At 63.1% G+C, this 13,463-nt stretch carries 16 protein-coding genes; 11 read left to right on the top strand and 5 right to left on the bottom strand.

Annotation, left to right across the window (positions count from 1 at the left end; translation table 11 throughout):
• The first annotated feature begins 68 nt into the window (after nucleotides 1-68).
• From CAG00_RS22720 to trxA, 3 genes are read left to right on the top strand one after another with little or no spacing between them, the layout of a single operon-like run.
• A complete protein-coding gene (locus tag CAG00_RS22720) occupies nucleotides 69-521 on the top strand; it encodes a YbaY family lipoprotein (RefSeq protein WP_025337521.1) in 453 nt (150 codons plus the stop codon).
• The gene (locus CAG00_RS22715; protein WP_085665382.1) at nucleotides 522-1,193 is read left to right on the top strand and encodes a methyltransferase; all 672 of its coding nucleotides are present in this window, start codon (nucleotides 522-524) and stop codon (nucleotides 1,191-1,193) included.
• A 31-nt stretch (nucleotides 1,194-1,224) separates the two neighbouring features.
• Complete coding sequence (gene trxA, locus CAG00_RS22710) at nucleotides 1,225-2,097, top strand: thioredoxin (RefSeq protein ID WP_025337519.1); 873 nt, start codon at nucleotides 1,225-1,227, stop codon at nucleotides 2,095-2,097.
• A gap of 138 nt (nucleotides 2,098-2,235) precedes the next feature.
• On the opposite strand, the gene CAG00_RS22705 is transcribed toward trxA, so the two are convergent.
• Nucleotides 2,236-2,580 (bottom strand): hypothetical protein, encoded by a 345-nt coding sequence (locus CAG00_RS22705; protein ID WP_085665381.1) that lies wholly within the window; start codon nucleotides 2,578-2,580, stop codon nucleotides 2,236-2,238.
• Nucleotides 2,581-2,710: 130 nt separating this feature from the next.
• On the opposite strand from CAG00_RS22705, the gene CAG00_RS22700 reads away from it, so the two are divergent.
• From CAG00_RS22700 to CAG00_RS22680, 5 genes are all read left to right on the top strand, one after another.
• Nucleotides 2,711-3,283, top strand: coding sequence for a DUF2796 domain-containing protein (locus tag CAG00_RS22700; RefSeq protein WP_085665380.1), 573 nt, complete (start codon nucleotides 2,711-2,713; stop codon nucleotides 3,281-3,283).
• Nucleotides 3,284-3,994, top strand: a complete 711-nt coding sequence (locus tag CAG00_RS22695) for an ABC transporter ATP-binding protein (RefSeq protein ID WP_085665379.1) — start codon at nucleotides 3,284-3,286, stop codon at nucleotides 3,992-3,994.
• Nucleotides 3,994-5,259, top strand: a complete 1,266-nt coding sequence (locus CAG00_RS22690; RefSeq protein ID WP_085665378.1) for an ABC transporter permease — start codon at nucleotides 3,994-3,996, stop codon at nucleotides 5,257-5,259. Before CAG00_RS22695 ends, CAG00_RS22690 begins: the two co-directional genes overlap by 1 nt.
• A gap of 150 nt (nucleotides 5,260-5,409) precedes the next feature.
• Nucleotides 5,410-5,904: a DUF3299 domain-containing protein gene (locus tag CAG00_RS22685; protein ID WP_075044449.1), complete on the top strand. Its 495-nt coding sequence runs from the start codon at nucleotides 5,410-5,412 to the stop codon at nucleotides 5,902-5,904.
• A gap of 109 nt (nucleotides 5,905-6,013) precedes the next feature.
• Nucleotides 6,014-6,697: an OmpW family protein gene (locus CAG00_RS22680; protein WP_046615944.1), complete on the top strand. Its 684-nt coding sequence runs from the start codon at nucleotides 6,014-6,016 to the stop codon at nucleotides 6,695-6,697.
• Here CAG00_RS22680 and CAG00_RS22675 read toward each other — a convergent pair.
• A complete protein-coding gene (locus CAG00_RS22675) occupies nucleotides 6,685-7,896 on the bottom strand; it encodes an MFS transporter (protein WP_085665377.1) in 1,212 nt (403 codons plus the stop codon). The genes CAG00_RS22680 and CAG00_RS22675 overlap by 13 nt on opposite strands.
• A 102-nt stretch (nucleotides 7,897-7,998) precedes the next feature.
• Between CAG00_RS22675 and CAG00_RS22670 the strand changes: the two genes are divergently transcribed.
• Complete coding sequence (locus CAG00_RS22670) at nucleotides 7,999-8,442, top strand: helix-turn-helix domain-containing protein (protein ID WP_085617788.1); 444 nt, start codon at nucleotides 7,999-8,001, stop codon at nucleotides 8,440-8,442.
• A gap of 130 nt (nucleotides 8,443-8,572) precedes the next feature.
• Here CAG00_RS22670 and CAG00_RS22665 read toward each other — a convergent pair whose 3' ends face one another.
• Together CAG00_RS22665 and CAG00_RS22660 are read right to left on the bottom strand one after the other, a co-directional pair.
• Entirely contained in the window at nucleotides 8,573-9,505 is a 933-nt protein-coding gene (locus CAG00_RS22665; RefSeq protein WP_025337510.1) for an NAD-dependent epimerase/dehydratase family protein, read from the bottom strand.
• Nucleotides 9,498-10,382 (bottom strand): sugar nucleotide-binding protein, encoded by an 885-nt coding sequence (locus CAG00_RS22660; protein WP_085665376.1) that lies wholly within the window; start codon nucleotides 10,380-10,382, stop codon nucleotides 9,498-9,500. The genes CAG00_RS22665 and CAG00_RS22660 overlap by 8 nt, the downstream gene beginning before the upstream one ends.
• 264 nt (nucleotides 10,383-10,646) lie before the next feature.
• Here CAG00_RS22660 and CAG00_RS22655 point away from each other — a divergent pair, with 264 nt between their 5' ends.
• Both CAG00_RS22655 and CAG00_RS22650 read left to right on the top strand, forming a co-directional pair.
• Nucleotides 10,647-11,687 carry a hypothetical protein gene (locus tag CAG00_RS22655; RefSeq protein ID WP_085665375.1) on the top strand — a complete coding sequence of 347 codons (1,041 nt, stop codon included), beginning with the start codon at nucleotides 10,647-10,649 and terminating at the stop codon, nucleotides 11,685-11,687.
• A gap of 17 nt (nucleotides 11,688-11,704) precedes the next feature.
• The gene (locus CAG00_RS22650; RefSeq protein ID WP_085617784.1) at nucleotides 11,705-12,499 is read left to right on the top strand and encodes a TSUP family transporter; all 795 of its coding nucleotides are present in this window, start codon (nucleotides 11,705-11,707) and stop codon (nucleotides 12,497-12,499) included.
• Between the two features lie 8 nt (nucleotides 12,500-12,507).
• On the opposite strand, the gene CAG00_RS22645 is transcribed toward CAG00_RS22650, so the two are convergent.
• Nucleotides 12,508-13,317 carry a helix-turn-helix transcriptional regulator gene (locus CAG00_RS22645; RefSeq protein ID WP_025337507.1) on the bottom strand — a complete coding sequence of 270 codons (810 nt, stop codon included), beginning with the start codon at nucleotides 13,315-13,317 and terminating at the stop codon, nucleotides 12,508-12,510.
• Between the last annotated feature and the right edge of the window lie 146 nt (nucleotides 13,318-13,463).

Genomic DNA, 13,463 nt, shown 5'->3' with positions numbered 1-13,463 from the left:
CATCCCACTGGCAAGACAAGCCAAAGGGGTTAACATCCATGGGAAATCTGCCCGTGAAGGACTACCCCATGCACTACCGAGCGCTCGTCGTGCTGTGCTGCGCCGCCCTGCTCGCCGCCTGCGGCAGCGACAGGCCGAAGCCCGACACCCCTCCGGCCCCCACGCCAGCCCGCACGGCCAAGCCGGCCGCAGTACTGGGCCCGCTGCCGGCCTACCAGCGCGAGCTGAGCGGCACCTTGCTGGCAATCCCGGCCGGTGCCGACGTGGAGCTGGCCTTGCTGGTCATCGACGAACGCGACCGCCCACAACGCCTGCTGGCCAGCAGCAACCTGACTGGCACCGGCCAGGCCCTGCCCTACCAACTGCGCTTCAACCCCGAGGCCTTCCCCGCCGGTGCCCGGGTCGAGCTGCGCGGCCGCGCCAGCAGCTCTGGCCAGCTGATCATGCACCTGCCGCCGGTGCGCATTACCCAGGCCCAGACCCAGGCCATCGGCCCGCTACGTTTCGAGAAGGCGCCGTAAGTGGCGCCAGTCTGCCTACAACAGCCCCTGCAACAGGCCCTCAGCGGCCTGATCGGCGAAGCGCGTCTTGTCGTCAGCGAGCTGCCCGGCTGCGACCTCAAGCTGTGGCTGATCGACGACCAGAACATGGACCGCGCCTTCAGCAGCGAAGAGACCCGGCGCATTCTTGAAGAACCGCCCTACTGGAGCTTCTGCTGGGCCAGCGGCCTGGCCATGGCCCGTTACCTGGCCCAGCACCCGGAATGGGTAGCCGGCAAGCGCGTGCTGGACTTTGGCGCCGGCTCCGGTATCGCCGGTATTGCCGCCGCCCGCGCCGGTGCGCTGGAAGTGGTGGCCTGCGACCTCGACCCGCTGGCACTCGATGCCTGCCGCGCGAATGCCGCGCTGAACGGGGTGGAACTGGGTTACAGCAGCGATTTCTTCGCCGAAGACGACCGCTTCGATCTGATCCTGGTTGCCGACGTGCTGTACGACCGCGCCAACCTGCCGCTGCTGGATGCCTTCCTCGGCCGCGGCCGCCAGGCGCTGGTGGCCGACTCGCGGGTACGCGACTTCAGCCACCCGCTGTACCAGCAGCTGGGCGTGCTGGAAGCGCTGACCCTGCCGGACCTGGCCGAGCCGCACGAATTCCGCCGGGTCAGCCTGTACCACGCCAGCCGCGACACCTTATAGTGGTGTTATCCACGAGTTTGCGAGAGTCGCGATGACCCAAGACACGCCTTACATTTTCGACGCTACCGATGCCACCTTCCAGCAACTGGTTATCGAGAACTCCTTCCACAAACCGGTGCTGGTGGACTTCTGGGCCGAGTGGTGCGCACCGTGCAAGGCACTGATGCCACTGCTGGCGAAGATCGCCGAGGGTTACCAGGGCGAGCTGCTGCTGGCCAAGATCAACTGTGATGTGGAGCAACAGGTGGTTGCCCAGTTCGGCATCCGCAGCCTGCCGACCGTGGTGCTGTTCAAGGACGGCCAGCCGGTGGACGGCTTTGCCGGTGCACAGCCGGAATCGGCGATCCGCGCCATGCTCGAGCCACATGTGCAACTGCCCGCCGCACCCAGCGCATCTCCGCTGGAGCAGGCCAAGGGGCTGTTTGCCGAAAGCCGTTTTGCCGAGGCCGAAGCACTGTTGCAGGCACTGCTGGGTGAGGACAACAGCAATGCCGAGGCGCTGATCCTGTATGCCCGTTGTTTGGCCGAGCGCGGGGAGCTGGGTGAAGCCCAGGTGGTGCTGGATGCGGTCAAGACCGACGAGCACAAGGCTGCGCTGGCCGGCGCCAAGGCCCAGCTGACCTTCCTGCGCCAGGCTGCCAGCCTGCCGGAAGTGGCCGACCTGAAAAGCCGCCTGGCACAGAACCCTCAGGATGACGAGGCGGCCTATCAGCTGAGCATCCAGCAGCTGGCGCGCCAGCAGTATGAAGCGGCGCTGGAAGGGTTGCTGAAGCTGTTCCAGCGTAACCGTGGTTATGAGAACGGGCTGCCGCAGAAGGCGTTGCTGCAGGTGTTCGAGTTGCTGGGCGGTGATCACCCGCTGGTCGGCGTGTATCGTCGCAAGTTGTCGGCGGCGATGTTCTGACCTGAGGCCTATTGCGAGGGCTTTGCCCTCGTTCGCGGGCACGCCCGCTCCCACAGGGTATGCACTGAATTCAATACTGGTGGTATACCTGTGGGAGCGGGCAAGCCCGCGAACGAGGCCAGCACAGGCAATACAGATTTATCCCACCCAGTGATATACCGGCGCGTCCACGCCACTTTCCACCTTGACTTCACTGCTATGCCGCAAGCGCACCAGCAGCCGTTTACCCGCCGCCGTACTCCCCGCCAGCCCCTCCAACCGATCCAGCAATTCCGGCCCGCTCATCTGCCCTGCCAGGCGCAACACCTCACGTGCCGCAGTCCATTGCCCGTCATCCTGACGAGTTGTCGCCACGGTTTCCGTTGCTGCATTCTGCGGCACAGCGGGCAATTCGATCTGCCGCCCCAGTTGCGCCCACTCTTCAGGCGCCAGCTCGATGGTCAGATCCACAGGCCAGTCACCAATCTGTCCACGAATTCTCATGCTGCATTCCCTGAACCCAAGTCAATGCCACCATCCTACCCCAACATGAAACCTGCGCCACGCAGGCTGGCAGCACGCCGAAAAGTTGTTATAACATAACCCAATCTTCCCGCCCGCTCCGGAGTCGTCCATGCGTCGCCTGTTGCTCGCCCTGCCCTTCGCCCTGCTGCCCCTGGCCGTGGCCCAAGCCCACGATGATGACCATGATCACGACCACGCCCACGGCACCCTCGGCGCCCACGAGCATGGCGTGGCCAAGCTCAACGCCGTGCTCGATGGCAACACCCTGGAGCTGGAGCTGGACAGCCCGGCAATGAACCTGGTCGGCTTCGAACACGCCGCCAACAGCGACGCCGACAAGGCCAAGGTCGCGGCGGTGCGCCAGCAGCTGGAGCAGCCACTGAAGCTGTTCGGCCTGCCCGCTGCCGCAGGCTGCAAGGAAGACCAGCAGGAACTGGAAAGCCCGCTGTTCGGTGATGCCCCGAAAGCCGACGACGATGGGGACGAGCACCAGCACCAGCACAGCGACATCGGCGCCCATTACCAACTGACCTGCGCCAACCCCGACAAACTGACGGAGGTGGACCTCGCTCCGCTGTTCAAGGCCTTCCCGGCCACCCAGAAGATCAACGTTCAACTGATCGGCCCCAATGGCCAGAAAGGCGTGGAAACCACGCCGGCCAAGGCCGCGGTCGCGTTCTGAATGCGCCAGCCGTTGATCGAACTGCATGACCTGGTGTTCGCCTGGCCCGGCCAGCCGGCGCTGCTGGATATTCCGGCATTCCGCCTGGAAGCTGGCGAGGCCCTGTTTCTCAAGGGCCCCAGCGGCAGTGGCAAGACCACATTGCTGGGCCTGCTGGGCGGGGTGAACGTAGCGGGCCAGGGCCGCATCCAGTTGCTCGGCCAGGACCTCGGCCGCCTGGGCCAAGGCGCCCGTGACCGCTTCCGGGTCGACCACACCGGTTATATCTTCCAGCAGTTCAACCTGCTGCCGTTCCTCTCGGTACGCGAAAACGTCGAGCTGCCCTGCCGCTTCTCGCGCAGCCGCAAGGCCCGCGCCGAGCAGCGCCATGGCAGTGTCGACCAGGCAGCCAGCACGCTGCTGGCCCACCTGGGCCTGGACGACCCCGCCCTGCTCGCCCGCCGCGCCGACAGCCTGTCGATCGGCCAGCAGCAACGGGTCGCTGCCGCCCGCGCACTGATCGGCCAACCCGAACTGGTGATCGCCGACGAACCGACCTCGGCGCTGGATGCCGACACCCGTGAAGCGTTCATCCGCCTGCTGTTCGATGAATGCCGCGCCGCCGGTGCCAGCCTGCTGTTCGTCAGCCACGACCAGAGCCTGGCGCCGCTGTTCGACCGCCACCTGTCGCTGGCCGAACTCAACCGTGCCGCCAAGCCCCGGGAGGCCTGATGTACCTGCTCCGCCTTGCCCTGGCCAGCCTGGCCAACCGCCGCTTCACCGCATTCCTCACCGCCTTCGCCATCGCCCTGTCGGTGTGCCTGCTGCTGGCCGTTGAACGGGTCCGTACCGAAGCCCGGGCCAGCTTCGCCAGCACCATCAGCGGTACCGACCTGATCGTCGGCGCCCGCTCCGGCTCGGTGAACCTGCTGCTGTACTCGGTGTTCCGCATCGGCAACGCCACCAACAACATCCGTTGGGACAGCTATGAGCACTACGCCAAGGACCCGCGGGTGAAATGGGCCATCCCCATCTCGCTGGGCGATTCGCACCGTGGTTATCGAGTGATGGGCACTACCGGCGACTACTTCAGCCATTACCAGTACGGCCGCCGCCAGCACCTGGAATTGAGCCAGGGCCGCGCGTTTGCCGATGATCCGTTCGAGGTGGTGCTGGGTGCCGAAGTGGCCGAGGCGTTGCACTACAAGCTGGGCGACAAGCTGGTGCTGGCACATGGTGTCGCCGCGATCAGCCTGGTCAAGCACGATGACAAACCGTTCACCGTGGTCGGTGTGCTCAAGCGCACCGGTACGCCGGTAGACCGCACGCTGCATATCAGCCTGGGCGGCATGGAAGCCATCCACATCGACTGGCACAACGGTGTGCCGGCCCGTGGCGCCGGGCGTATCAGCGCCGAGCAGGCACGGACCATGGACCTGCAGCCTGCCGCCATCACTGCGTTCATGCTCGGCCTGAACAGCAAGATCGCGACATTCAGCCTGCAGCGGGAGATCAATGAATACCGCAGCGAGCCGTTGCTGGCGATCCTGCCCGGGGTAGCCCTGCAGGAGCTGTGGAGCCTGATGGGCACCGCGGAGCAGGCGTTGTTCGTGGTGTCGCTGTTCGTGGTGCTGACTGGCCTGATCGGCATGCTTACGGCGATTCTCACCAGCCTCAATGAACGGCGCAGGGAGATGGCGATATTGCGCTCGGTTGGCGCCAGGCCGTGGCATATCGCAGGGCTGCTGGTGCTGGAGGCACTGTCGCTGGCGGCGATCGGGATCGCTGCCGGGCTTGGCTTGCTGTATGCGGGAATCGCCCTGGCACAGGGGTATGTGCAAGCCAACTACGGTTTGTATTTGCCGCTGGCCATGCCGAGCGCTCATGAATGGACGTTGCTGGCTATCATCCTGGGAGCTGCGCTGTTGATGGGCAGCGTGCCGGCGTGGCGGGCCTATCGGCAGTCGTTGGCCGATGGCTTGTCCATTCACCTCTGAGGGCGTGCAATGATCCAATACCTCACTGCCTTCTTCGCGGGTGAACCCGCTCCCACAAGGTCCACCACAAGCTTCAAAGCCTGTGCAGGACCTGTGGGAGCGGGTTCACCCGCGAAGAGGCCAGTACAGGCAGTACAACTACTCCTGGTCATGCTGCTTTCACTGGCATCGCCCACCTGGGCCTCGGAACCCCGCGAACTTGACTGGCCCGCCCTCATCCCCGAAGGCGCCCCGGTCATCCCGCCCCAACTCGCGCCGCTGCACGACATGTCGCAGCTCAGCAACGCCCTGTCCGCCGAGTCCGCCCCACCGGCGCGCCAGCAGGCACCCGACGCCCCGGTGGTAAAAAGCCTCGACGGCCAGCAGATCAAACTGCCCGGCTACATCGTGCCGCTGGAGGTGAGCGAAGAAGGCCGCACCACCGAATTCCTGCTAGTCCCCTACTACGGCGCGTGCATCCACGTGCCACCACCACCCTCGAACCAGATCGTGCACATCTTCAGCGAAATGGGCGTGCGCGTAGAAGACCTCTACCAGCCCTACTGGATCGAGGGAAAGCTGCAGGTTAGAGCCTCCAGCAGCGAACTGGCCGATGCCGGCTATCAGATGGAAGCCGAGAAAATATACGCTTATGAGCTGAGATGAGAACTGTTTCGAATTCGTGACGACGCTTCTTTGAGCTGGGTCAAACTTTCTGTTTAACGGCATCCGTACCATTGGACTACTCGATTACTCACGTCCTCTGGGAGCTTCCATGAACAAGTCCTTGCTCAGCGCCGCCCTCGCGGCCCTGGCGCTCGCTGCCCCTGTCGCCCACGCCCACCAGGCAGGCGATATCATCGTCCGCGCAGGTGCCATTACCACAGCTCCCAACGAAAGCAGCGGCGACCTGAAATTCGACGGCAACAAAGTCTCGGGCACCAAGGCGACTCTGGACAGCGACACCCAACTGGGCCTGACCTTCGCCTATATGCTCACCGACCATATCGGCCTCGAGCTGCTGGCTGCCACCCCGTTCAAGCACACCGTCGGCGTCAAAGGCCTGGGCGGCGGCCTGGACGGCAAGCTCGCCGACATCAAGCAGCTGCCACCGACCCTGTCGTTGCAGTACTACCCGATGGAACCGACTTCCAAGTTCCAGCCGTATGCCGGCGTCGGCATCAACTACACCCTGTTCTTCGATGAAGACCTCAGTAGTGCACGCAAGCAGCAGGGCTTCAGCAACCTGAAGCTGCAAGACTCGGTCGGCATCGCCGGTCAGCTGGGCATGGACTACATGATCACCGACAACTTGCTGGTCAACGCATCGGTCTGGTACGTCGACATCGACACCAAGGCCAGCGTCAACGGCCCGAGCGCACTGGGCTACAGCAAGACCAAGGTCGACGTCGATGTCGACCCGTGGGTGTACATGGTCGGCCTTGGCTACAAGTTCTGACCTGAACACTGCAGGGCGGCTTCGGCCGCCCTCGCGCGTTGCAGCCATCGCCAGTACCCCAGCGCCACCGCGCTGATGCCCATCCCAAGCCAACACACCGCTGCCCAACCCCAATGGGCATACACCCAGCTCGCCAGCACTGCCCCCACTCCACTGCCAAGCGAATAGCAGCACATGTAGGCGCCGATCAACCGGCTGGCCATTGCACCACGCCCGGCCAGCAGCAGGCTCTGGTTGATGACATGCACCGCCTGCACGGCAAAGTCCAGCATCAGCACACCCAACCCGAAGACCATCAGTGAATGCCCGACGAAGGCCGTGGGCAGCCATGACAGCACCAGCAGAACCAGCGCCAGACCGGTGGTGCGCTCCCCCAGCCCCTGGTCGGCCAGGCGACCGGCGCGCGCTGCCGCCAATGTGCCGGCAACACCCGCCAGGCCGAACAGACCGACCTCGGTATGGCTCAGCGCCAGTGGCTCGGCACTCAGGGGCATGACCATGGCACTCCAGAGCACGCTGAACGCAGCGAAGATCAACACGCCGAACAGCCCGCGCTGACGCAGCAGCCGGTCGTGCCGGTACAGCCTGAACTGGGCAACGATCAGCGCCCGGTAGCCAGACCGCAGCGACACCGGTTGCCCCGCGGGCAGGCTGCGCCACAGCACCAGGGCCAGCAGCATCAACAGCCCTGCGGCAATCAGGTACACGCTGCGCCAGCCAGCCAGGTCGGCAAGCCCGCCCGAGACCAGCCGTGCCAGCAGAATGCCCAGCACTATGCCGCTGGTGACGGTGCCCACGGCCTGCCCTTGCTGGCCGGGGGCGGCAAGGCTCGCTGCATGCGCCACCATCACCTGCACCATGACCGCCATCAGCCCGGTGATGGCCAGGGCCAGCAGCAATAGCGCCCAGTTGGGTGCCATGCCTACCCCAACCAGCGCCAGGGCCGAGAACAGCAACTGCCCGAGCAACAGGCGCTTGCGGTCGATCAGGTCACCCAGCGGCACGATCAGCATCAACCCCAGTGCATAGCCCGCCTGGGTCGCGCCTACTACCCAACCGATCTGCTGCTGCGCCACGCCCAGGTCAGCGGCCATCGACTCGAGCAGAGGCTGGGCGAAATACACAGTCGCCACGGCCATGGCGCTGGTGATGGCCAGCAGCAGGGTTATCCAGCGTGTCAGTGTCAGTGCAGGGTTCATCGGGCTGGCCTCGTCAATCTGGTTTCGAATTGAAACCACATGCTGGCTATTTAGCAAATGTGGTTTTAATCTGCAACCAGATGATCACGAAAGGCCCCGTCCATGCTCGATGAAAACAATACGCAATGCCCCGTCGCCAGGGCCCTGGAGGTGCTGGGAGACCGTTGGGCGCTGATGATCCTGCGCGATGCCTTCGATGGGCTGCGGCGCTTCAGTGAATTCCAGAAGAACCTGGGGCTGGCGAAGAACATCCTCGCCTCACGGCTGAAGTGGCTGGTGGAGAGCGGGCTGCTGACGCTGCAGCCGGCGTCGGATGGCAGTGCCTACAAGGAATATGTGCTGACCGAGAAAGGGCGATCGGTATTCCCGGTGGTGGTTGGCTTGAGGCAGTGGGGGGAGCGGTTTCTGTTCGAGGCGGGCGAGGTGCGTTCGGAGTTGGTGGATGGTGATACGGGGCAGGCGCTGGAAACGCTGCAGGTGCGGGCCCGGGACGGGCGGGTGCTGGCGGCAGGGGATTGCCTGCGAAAAGTGGTGCGGCATGAGTGATTCTGGGGCTGCTGCGCAGCCCATCGCGACACAAGGCCGCTTCTACAGCGACCGCGCAACCTCGGCCTGGCGCGATCGCTGTAGGAGCGGCCTTGTGTCGCGATAGGGGCGCAAAGCGCCCCCAAGCAATTCAGCCCTTGCCCAGAAGCCGCGACAAGCCCTCGACCATCGGCGTCGCCTGCGGAAACTCGAACCGCGCCAACAAGCGCTGGTTATCCGCCCGCGAATGGCGAATGTCACCCGAACGTGCCGCCACATAGCTGACCGCCGGCAAGCTACCCACCACCTTCTCAAGCGCTGCCAGCAACTGGTTGAGCGACGTGGCCTGGTTGAGGCCGATATTCACCGCCCCCTCCTCGACCTGCGGCTGCTCCAGCGCCTGCACCATCACCTGCACCAGGTCGCCCACGTAGAGAAAGTCCCGGGTCTGCTCGCCATCACCGAACACCGTGATCGGCAAACCCTTCACAGCGCGCTCGGAGAAAATGCTGATCACCCCGGAATACGGCGAGGACGGGTCCTGGCGCGGCCCGAAGATATTGAAGAAGCGGAACACCACCGGCTCCAGGCCATGCTGACGACGGTAGAAGTCCAGGTACTGCTCACTGGCCAACTTGTCCACGGCATACGGGGTCAGCGGCGCCTTGGGGGTGTCTTCGGCAATCGACTCGCCTTCACCATTGTTGCCATACACCGCCGCACTGGAGGCGAACAACACCCGGCGCAGCCCATGCACGCGCATGGCTTCGCACACGTTGAGGGTGCCGATGAAATTGCTCTGGTGGGTCCGCACCGGGTCCTCGACCGAGGCCTGCACCGAGGCCACCGCTGCCAGGTGCACCACGGCACTGCAGCCAGCCGCAACCTGCGTGACCAGACCGGCATCGGCAACATCGCCTTCAACCAGTTCCAGGCGTGGGTGGCCGACCTGCAGGTTGCCCCGCTGGCCTGTGGAAAAGTCGTCGAGAATGCGTACGGCGTAGCCTTTGTCCAACAACGCATCGCACAGGTGGGAGCCAATGAAGCCGGCACCGCCGGTGATCAGGATGGGGGCGTCAGCCATGGCGGTAGAACCGGTCCAGTAGAGGCGGCAGGCCGGCGCGCCAGGCGCGCGGCTTGATGCCGAAGGTATGAAGGATTTTCTTGCAGGCCAGTACCGCGTGCTGCGGCTCTTCGCTGGCATCCGGCCGTGCGGCATGGGCCTGCGGCGTCGGTGCCTGCACAGCCAGCTGGCGGTACTGGCCTGCTTCGGTAAGGATCGCCTGGCCCAGCGCCAGCGGCGTGGTCGCCTCGTTGCCGGCGTAATGGTAGGTGCCCCACAGCGGCGCACTGCAATCGAGTTGCTTGAGCACCGAAAGGATCACCCGGGCGGCGTCGTCGACCGGCGTCGGGTTGCCACGCCGGTCATCGGCCAGCAGCAGTTCCTGTGGTTGCTCGGCGCGGGTCAGGAAGCGCCCCAGTGTCCCGTCGATGCTTTCGTCGAGTAGCCAACCAAAGCGCAACAGCACGTGCTGCGGGCAAGCCGCGCGCACGCTCTGCTCGATGCGCCACAGGGCCTGGCCACGCAGGCCCAGCGGTACCGGCTCGTCCTTTTCGCTGTAGGCCGTGGCCCGCGAACCATCGAACACGCGGTAGCTGGAAGGCTGCACCAGGGTGATCTGGTGGTGCTGGCACAGTTCCGCCAAGCGCTCCACAGCCCGCTCCTGCTGGGCCAGGCGCTGCTCACTGACCGACTCGGCCTGGAACCAGTCGAAGTAATAGGCCAGGTTGACCAGGGCATCGGGACGATGATCGTCGAGCAGCTGGGTGAGGCTGGCCGGCGTCCAGCCGTTCTCGGGCGGGCGCGGCGCCAGGAATGCGATGTCCTCCTCGGCCCCAAGACGAATCAGCGCTTGCCCGAGGGCATTGCCACCACCCAACAGCATTAGGCGCATACGCATAGAGTCAGCAGATCCGGAGAGGTTGGTTGAAGGAAAGGGGCCATTTTGCGGTTTCCTGCCCGGGAAGTCCAACACCGGACCCGTTCGATGCCACAGGCGGTATTGATTCCAAAGTTCCACAGTTCAATACCACCATAGGCAGAAATCTCCTACGACATACCAGGAACGAGCTGACTTCCATGCCGCAGCACAACCGCATTGAATAGTTGACTCCCCCACTTGCCAGCCGGGGAGCTTCACAAAAACAAGTACAGGGAACGTTCAATGCCTCGTTCGGAAGTTGCATACCTGGATTTCAGCCCGGAGCAAAGCAAGGCCATAAGCTTTGCAAGCCAGACCATTGCTGACTTGGGTGGCCCGGAGACCAAAGGAGTAGCACTTCAGGCTCGTGTATTCGCCGATCAACTCGAGCAAGCCTTGAGTGAGGAACAGCGTGCACTGTTACAACGCTTCAGTGAAGGCCAGCTATCTGCCTTGATGTACAGGCAGATGCCTTGTGCCAACGAGCCAATACCAGAGTACCTGCCCGACATTTCCGCCCTGGCGCAAAACCCTCGCTGCCAATACCTTGCCTCCCGCAATCAACTGCTGCTGGAGCTCGTGCGCTACCGCAGTTTCGCCTTCGATATAGACAACGATGGTAAACAGGTTCGCCTGGTCGGCAACTTCAAGGGCGGTGGCCGCATCCCGCGGCTCGACGAAAATCCCTGCCTGGAAGTTGAAACCAGCTCGCATGCGGGCTTGCGCTTGGGGCCGCACACTGAAGCGCCCTACAACTGCTCGACAATTTCAACCAATGCCAACTCCCCTGCTCCCTCTGCACTGATTCTGACTGCGCGCTGGAACCCCGCCAATGAACCTACGAATGTCTTCCCGCTCCGGGAAATCATCGAACGCCTGGGTAGCCTGGACACACTTGCGCTGACTTCAACGTCCTTCGACTTTACCCGCAGTGACTGCTTCGCTCACGGACAAGGCAATGCAGGCAAAGCAGTTTCAATGCTGCAATTCGAGCCCAATGGTGGTTTCTCTGTTCGTTACAACAGCTATCGCTTCAGCCTGAATGAACGCGCCTGCAGCGCAGTGGCGCGCGCTTTCGACGCCTTTCAGAAAGCACTGGATAACACTCGACCACTGGCGTTTGTCCTGCAGCCTGACAGCGCACTGTTGATCAACAACAGCCGAGCCTTGCACGGCCGCGACATGGTCCAGGACAACCGGCGGCTGCTCATCCGTCAATTCGGATACTCCCCCTTCGCAGTACCGTTGGTGCTCGCTGAAGACCCACTGCTCGTGCGTGGCTGATCACAGGAAAACACCCCATGATCGAATTCGACGTAACGCTTGTTCTGACACTCGCACTGGTGGCACTGATGGCCGGCTTTTTCGATGCCATCGCCGGTGGTGGCGGCCTGATCACGCTCCCGGTGTTGTTCATTGCCGGTATCGAACCCTTGGCGGCAATTGCCACCAACAAGTTCCAGGCGGCTTCGGCTACGGTTTCGGCTACGTGCGCCTTTGCCCGCAAAGGCATGATCGACTGGCGACGAGGCAGTCCAATGGCTGTCATGTCGTTTATCGGAGGGGCGTTGGGTGCCTTGTCGATAACTTACGTGCCCAAAAGCGTTCTGCAGGCGTGCGTCCCACCACTGCTGATTCTGATAGCCGCCTACTTTGCCTTCAGCCCAAAGCCGAATGAACAAGCGCGCAAGGCAAAGGTATCGACCAGCCTGTTCTGCGTGGCGGTTGCACCGATCATTGGCTTTTATGACGGTATCTTCGGCCCTGGTGTCGGCTCGTTCTTCATGCTGGCCTGCGTGATCCTCTTGGGCCAGCACTTGATACAAGCCGTGTGCACCAGCAAGCTTTTGAACGCAGCCTGTAACCTGGGCGCATTGTCAGTCTTTTCACTGAGCGGGGCGATCATCTGGCCACTGGCGCTGGCAATGGCGTTCGCGGCTTTTGTGGGGGCTCAATTGGGCGCACGCTGTGCAGTGCACTTTGGCCCACGGCTGATCAAGCCATTGCTGGTCTGTGTTTGCTGCATCATGGCAATCAAGTTGCTGCTCGACCCAGGCAACCCTGTTGGCGAGTGGTTACATCAACTTGTTCTCTGAAAAAAGCATCACTCGATTTCGAACAGACTGTTACGCAACGGCCCCACGCTGAGGCGCTCACGCACATCGTCATCTATGCGGGGATCATCCGGCTGGTACAGTTTTACCTGCCGGTAGACATTTATGCGATTGATCTCCTCTCCCAGGTAGTCCCACACAACCCGAGTGCAGGCCGGGTTGCGCCGGTCTCCGCTGGATACACCGGCCTTCAGGCCGTTGAGGCGGGTAATGCGACTTTTGAAACTGGGGATGAGGATAGTCTGGCTCATCTCGTTGAACGTCAGCGACTCGTAATCGACCAGGAACATCCGGTCCTGCAACTGGAACGCCGCTCCCAGATAGCGACAACGCACCTCGGCATGGGGGTTGGTGGCGCTGGAACGCTCCTGGCGTTCCTGGCGTTCGAAAAGGAACTGCCCGCGCTCCTCCCACAGGTGAACCAATGACACCAGGACCGTGCCCGGAACCGACATGCAGTTGGAATATTCCAGGTAGTAACCGCAATAGCGCGACAGGTTCCCCGCATGGGCGTGCAACGGACGGAACAGATCACTGATCGGGTCGCCAGGCTGCTCGGCCGGGGTCGACACGCGAGCACCGATCAGGCGGCTGAACTGCTCGGGTGGCAAATGCAATTCGTAATCTTCGACCCCGAAGAAATCGCCGATGCGCTTGAGGTTGTAGGCCGTCGGGCGGCTCTGCCCGCTCAGGTACTTGTTGAACTGCGCGCGGTTGATCGACAGCTGGCGGCAAACTTCGGAGATAGAGCGGTAGTGGCTGCAGGCCAGTTTGAGGTTGGTAGCGAAATGATCGCTCATGACTCGGGACTCAGGTGACGCGAATGGCGCAATTGTAGCATCAAGTTGCACCAAATCAGAGCAACCCGCGAAATTGTAACCGCTCTTGTCATAGCCAACCATGCGCCCCACGAATAGCGGTGCGCCTGCCGTCCGCTGATCTTTCC

This window comes from Pseudomonas sp. B5(2017) (genome assembly GCF_002112825.1).
Lineage (GTDB): Bacteria > Pseudomonadota > Gammaproteobacteria > Pseudomonadales > Pseudomonadaceae > Aquipseudomonas > Aquipseudomonas putida_Z.
Note: the sequence above shows the minus strand (reverse complement) of the source record. Positions and strands in the feature narration are given on the sequence as shown.

What these genes read in the sequence shown, in the direction of transcription:
- CAG00_RS22720 (WP_025337521.1), top strand. Translation starts at nt 69, where the DNA reads ATGCACTACCGAGCGCTCGTCGTGCTGTGCTGCGCCGCCCTGCTCGCC.
- trxA (WP_025337519.1), top strand. Translation starts at nt 1,225, where the DNA reads ATGACCCAAGACACGCCTTACATTTTCGACGCTACCGATGCCACCTTC.
- CAG00_RS22705 (WP_085665381.1), bottom strand. Translation starts at nt 2,580, where the DNA reads ATGAGAATTCGTGGACAGATTGGTGACTGGCCTGTGGATCTGACCATC.
- CAG00_RS22700 (WP_085665380.1), top strand. Translation starts at nt 2,711, where the DNA reads ATGCGTCGCCTGTTGCTCGCCCTGCCCTTCGCCCTGCTGCCCCTGGCC.
- CAG00_RS22695 (WP_085665379.1), top strand. Translation starts at nt 3,284, where the DNA reads ATGCGCCAGCCGTTGATCGAACTGCATGACCTGGTGTTCGCCTGGCCC.
- CAG00_RS22690 (WP_085665378.1), top strand. Translation starts at nt 3,994, where the DNA reads ATGTACCTGCTCCGCCTTGCCCTGGCCAGCCTGGCCAACCGCCGCTTC.
- CAG00_RS22685 (WP_075044449.1), top strand. Translation starts at nt 5,410, where the DNA reads ATGCTGCTTTCACTGGCATCGCCCACCTGGGCCTCGGAACCCCGCGAA.
- CAG00_RS22680 (WP_046615944.1), top strand. Translation starts at nt 6,014, where the DNA reads ATGAACAAGTCCTTGCTCAGCGCCGCCCTCGCGGCCCTGGCGCTCGCT.
- CAG00_RS22675 (WP_085665377.1), bottom strand. Translation starts at nt 7,896, where the DNA reads ATGAACCCTGCACTGACACTGACACGCTGGATAACCCTGCTGCTGGCC.
- CAG00_RS22670 (WP_085617788.1), top strand. Translation starts at nt 7,999, where the DNA reads ATGCTCGATGAAAACAATACGCAATGCCCCGTCGCCAGGGCCCTGGAG.
- CAG00_RS22665 (WP_025337510.1), bottom strand. Translation starts at nt 9,505, where the DNA reads ATGGCTGACGCCCCCATCCTGATCACCGGCGGTGCCGGCTTCATTGGC.
- CAG00_RS22660 (WP_085665376.1), bottom strand. Translation starts at nt 10,382, where the DNA reads ATGCGTATGCGCCTAATGCTGTTGGGTGGTGGCAATGCCCTCGGGCAA.
- CAG00_RS22655 (WP_085665375.1), top strand. Translation starts at nt 10,647, where the DNA reads ATGCCTCGTTCGGAAGTTGCATACCTGGATTTCAGCCCGGAGCAAAGC.
- CAG00_RS22650 (WP_085617784.1), top strand. Translation starts at nt 11,705, where the DNA reads ATGATCGAATTCGACGTAACGCTTGTTCTGACACTCGCACTGGTGGCA.
- CAG00_RS22645 (WP_025337507.1), bottom strand. Translation starts at nt 13,317, where the DNA reads ATGAGCGATCATTTCGCTACCAACCTCAAACTGGCCTGCAGCCACTAC.